Origin of the sequence: Mucilaginibacter sp. (assembly GCF_036383575.1) — a bacterium.
GTDB lineage: Bacteria > Bacteroidota > Bacteroidia > Sphingobacteriales > Sphingobacteriaceae > Mucilaginibacter.
The window spans coordinates 1-4,711 of the sequence record NZ_DASVOB010000810.1 but is presented as its reverse complement, the minus strand read 5'-3'; the positions used below and the strand labels follow the sequence as shown (position 1 = coordinate 4,711).

The window sequence follows — 4,711 nt, the reverse complement described above, 5'->3', positions numbered from 1 at the left end:
ATTAGAGGTTAGGAGACAAGAGATCGAGAGTCAGGAAATCAAGCGTCAAGAGACAAGAAAGAAAAGAGAATCGGTGAAATCATCAAACAATCGGTGAAATCCCAAAAGAAAATAAAGAATGAATCAGGACAATAAAATATCAACCCAATCAACTCCCTCTCCTTTGGAAAGGGCCGGGGTGAGGTTAGTCATCCTCGGTGCCGGTGAAAGCGGTGTTGGGGCGGCATACCTTGCGCAACAGCAGGGCTTTGATGTTTTTGTGTCGGATTTTGGCGGCATTGCCGATAACTATAAAAAGCAGCTTGAAGATTGGAAAATTCCTTTTGAAGAGAAACAACATACGGAAGAACTGATCCTGAACGCAACTGAAGTGATCAAAAGCCCAGGGATTCCCGATAAGGCGCCGATCATTAAAAAGCTGCATGAAAAAGGGATTCCTGTGATATCTGAAATTGAGTTTGCCGGGAGGTATACTGATGCAAAGATCATAGGGATCACAGGATCAAACGGTAAAACCACTACCACCAGTTTAACCTACCACATCCTGCATAATGCAGGCTTAAATGTTGGGTTGGCCGGTAACATCGGTAAAAGTTTTGCCTACCAGGTAGCTACTGAAAAGTTTGACTGGTATGTGCTGGAGTTAAGCAGCTTTATGCTCGACGATATGTTCAAATTTAAAGTTGACATAGCAGTATTATTAAACATTACGCCTGACCATTTGGACAGGTACGACTATAAACTGGAAAACTACGCGGCATCAAAATTCCGTGTAACCCAGAACCAAACAGCGGCCGATTATTTTATTTATTGTGCCGATGATCCTGAAACCATTAAAGGCATGAGGGAGCGAACGTTCGGGGCACAGCTGTTGCCGTTTTCCATACAGCAAAAATTTGAACCGGGCGCATACCTGGATAGTAACGACAATATTGTCATAAACACAAAACAAGAACATTTTACAATGTCAATTCAAGAACTGGCCCTGCAAGGCAAACACAACATTTACAACTCCATGGCATCGGGTATTGTAGCAAAGGTGTTGGAGCTGCGCAACGAAACGATGAGGGAGAGCATGGGCAACTTTAAAAGCATTGAGCACCGCCTGGAGTTTGTTGCCAATATATCAGGCATCCGCTTCATTAACGATTCAAAGGCTACCAACGTTAACTCAACCTGGTACGCTTTGGAAAGCATGACCAGCGACGTGGTATTGATATTGGGTGGTGTTGACAAAGGAAATGATTACAGCATGCTTAATGACCTGGTTAGGCAAAAAGTAAAAGCCATTGTGTGTTTAGGCAAGGATAACAAACGCATCCATGAGGCCTTTGATGATATGGTTGATATTATAGTTAACACAGCATCGGCCCAGGAAGCCGCAACAGTGGCTTACCACCTGGCAACCAAAGGCGATACGGTATTGCTATCCCCGGCTTGCGCCAGCTTCGATCTGTTTAAAAACTACGAAGACCGCGGCCAACAGTTTAAAGAGGCAGTAAAGGAATTATAGATGTGCGGATTTCAGATGCGCAGATGATAAAAGGGTAAGGTAAAATTCAGGATCAGGGCAATCCCAAAATCCTAAAAATCAAGGTTCAGAGAGTTATTATGCATAGGATATTAGAAAATACAAAAGGAGATCGCTGGATATGGCTTATAGTCATATTGCTTTCTGTTATATCCTTGTTGGCGGTATACAGCTCGGTTGGTACGCTGGCATTTAAGCAGGGTAAAGGTGTGGAGATCATCCTCATGAAACACGTGTTCATGATAGTGGGCGGTATTGCACTGATGTATTTTTCGCACAAGCTTGATTATCGTTATTATGCCGGGATCTCGAAGGTGATGATGATCGTTACCATTCCGCTGTTGCTGTATACGCTGGTTTTTGGTAGTCATATCAATAATGCCAGCCGCTGGATAGCTATTCCCGGAACAGGATTAAGCTTCCAGACTTCGGATTTGGCTAAGCTGGCTTTGATCACTTACCTGGCCCGTACATTATCGCGCAAGCAGGAAAATATTAAGGATGTTAAAGAATCCTTTTTGCCTATCATGGGTTCGGTATGTGTGGTGTTTATCCTGATAGCGCTGGCCAACCTTTCAACAGCCTTGATGCTGTTTGGGGTTAGCATATTGCTATTGATTATCGGCCGTATCAGTATCAGGCAAATTGCTATTACCTGTGCTGCCGGGTTTATATTGTTGCTGGGTGTAATTTTCCTTGGTCCGCGGAGGCATACTTATGTATCGCGTATGAAGGTATTTATGCACCCGGAACTGGCAAAGGCTGATAAGTCATTCCAGAGTGATCATGCCAAGATTGCCATTGCAACAGGCGGCATATTTGGAAAAGGCCCCGGGAACAGCACCGAAAGAAACTACCTGCCTGAATCATACTCTGATGAAATTTATGCCATCATAGTTGAAGAGTATGGCCTGGTAGGAGGGATAATTGTGGTAGGGATCTATGTTTTCCTACTGTATCGATGTATCAAGATCATAACGAAGGCGCCAAAAGCATTTGGAGCTTTGCTGGCCTGCGGCTTAAGCTTCAGCTTAACCATACAGGCGTTTGCTAATATGGCCGTAGCCGTTGGTCTGGGCCCGGTAACGGGTGTGCCACTGCCGCTGGTAAGTATGGGAGGAACATCGATATTGTTTACAAGTATCGCCTTTGGTATTATACTTTCAGTAAGTAAGGATATTGAAGAACCTAAGAAAGATAAAACTATAAAAGAAGATAATACGGGGCCTAATAAGATTATAGTAGGAGAGATCAGGACGGCGTAAGCTGGTGATTAGTGGTTGGAGATAAGAGATTAGTTATAAACAAGGTTAGGAATAGGATTTAAGTTAAATATTAAAAGCATGTCAAAAAGGATAATCATAAGCGGTGGCGGAACAGGGGGACATATCTTCCCGGCTATCTCTATTGCCAATGCTTTGAAAAATATTGATCCCAAAACCGAGATCCTGTTTGTAGGTGCTAACGGGCGCATGGAAATGGATAAGGTTCCGGCGGCGGGTTATAAGATCATCGGGTTGGATATTCAGGGGATCCAGCGTGGCTCCATTGTTAAAAACCTAATGTTCCCTGTTAAGCTGGCCAACAGCGTGCGCAAGGCTATCAAGATCATTAAAGATTTTAAGCCCGATGCCGCGGTTGGTGTAGGTGGATATGCTTCGGGGCCGTTGCTTTATGCTGCATCGTTAAAAGGAATACCTTACCTCATACAGGAGCAAAACTCGTATGCTGGTATCACCAATAAATGGTTGGGTAAACACGCCCAAAAGATCTGTGTGGCTTTTGATGGTATGGAGAAATTTTTCCCTGCCGATAAGATCATCAAAACCGGTAACCCTATCCGCAAGGATGCGGTGAACATTGCCGGTAAGCACATGCAGGCTTTGGAGTTGTATCACTTATCGGCCATTAAAAAAACGATACTGATAACAGGCGGCAGCCTTGGGGCGCGTACGCTGAACAACAGTATCATGAATGGTATTGATAAACTGCTTGCTGCCGATGTACAGGTGATATGGCAAACCGGCAAGTTTTATTATAAAGGTATCATCGAAAAGCTGGGCGAAAATTATCATCCCGATCTGCAGATCAGGGAGTTTTTAACCCGGATGGACCTGGCTTATGCTGCAGCCGATATCATTATATCAAGGGCTGGGGCTGGTACAATAGCCGAGCTGTGTGCCATCAAAAAGCCGGTGATCCTGGTGCCTTCGCCAAATGTGGCCGAAGATCATCAAACAAAAAACGCGTTAGCGCTGATGCATGAAAACGCAGCCGTTTTTGTTGCCGACAGAGATGCTGAGACAAAACTGGTTGACCGGGCGCTTGAATTACTGGAAGACCGCGACCTGCAAAAGAAATTGAGCAATAACATTGGTAAAATGGCCATGCCAAATGCCGATGAAGTTATAGCAAAGGAACTTATCCAAATTATAAGTAACAATTAAATGATGGTCCTCCTCTTCCAAAGGGAGGAGGGCCTTTTTTAAACAAATTGAAAATGGAACTGCACGATATAAAAAGAGTTTATCTCATAGGCATAGGCGGCATCGGTATGAGCGGCTTGGCCCGCTATTTCCATCATTTGGGTTGCATTGTTTGCGGATATGACAAAACGTCGACTGACTTAACAAACCAGTTGCACAACGAAGGGATCCAGGTTGTTTTTGAGGATCATGCGGATTATATTCCCATGAGTTTTCAGAAACCCTGCAGCGATACGCTTATTATTTATACGCCTGCAGTACCAAAGGATTCGCATATAGTTAACTATTTCAAAAATCATGGTTTTGAACTGTTCAAACGCTCGCAGGTTTTAGGATTGATCAGTAAAAGCTCGTTTACTATTGCTGTTGCCGGTACGCATGGCAAAACTACCACCTCAACCATGGTGGCACATTTGCTTAAGGCATCGGGTAATGATTGCTCTGCATTTTTGGGCGGTATTTCATCAAACTACCAAACCAATGTTCTTTACGGCAAAAACAATGTAATGGTGGTTGAAGCTGATGAGTACGACCGTTCGTTTCTTACACTGTATCCGGATGTTGCTATCATTACATCAATGGATGCCGATCACTTGGATATCTATGGGGATCATGCTCACCTGACCGAATCATTCAGATTGTTTGCTTCGCAGATAAAACCGGGTGGCACACTGATACATAAAAATGGTTTGCC

Annotated in this window: 4 protein-coding genes; all 4 read left to right on the top strand. The window is 43.9% G+C overall.

Translation table 11 applies throughout. From position 1 onward, the window contains the following. Positions 1-118: 118 nt before the first annotated feature. Positions 119-1,513: a UDP-N-acetylmuramoyl-L-alanine--D-glutamate ligase gene (gene murD, locus VF500_RS28815; RefSeq protein WP_330862960.1), complete on the top strand. Its 1,395-nt coding sequence runs from the start codon at positions 119-121 to the stop codon at positions 1,511-1,513. 98 nt (positions 1,514-1,611) lie between these two features. Then, positions 1,612-2,796: an FtsW/RodA/SpoVE family cell cycle protein gene (locus tag VF500_RS28810; protein WP_121231729.1), complete on the top strand. Its 1,185-nt coding sequence runs from the start codon at positions 1,612-1,614 to the stop codon at positions 2,794-2,796. A gap of 78 nt (positions 2,797-2,874) precedes the next feature. Further along, positions 2,875-3,978 carry an undecaprenyldiphospho-muramoylpentapeptide beta-N-acetylglucosaminyltransferase gene (murG, locus tag VF500_RS28805; RefSeq protein ID WP_330862959.1) on the top strand — a complete coding sequence of 368 codons (1,104 nt, stop codon included), beginning with the start codon at positions 2,875-2,877 and terminating at the stop codon, positions 3,976-3,978. A gap of 53 nt (positions 3,979-4,031) precedes the next feature. Further along, the coding region (locus VF500_RS28800) for a Mur ligase domain-containing protein (RefSeq protein WP_330862958.1) at positions 4,032-4,711 on the top strand (680 nt) is incomplete at its 3' end.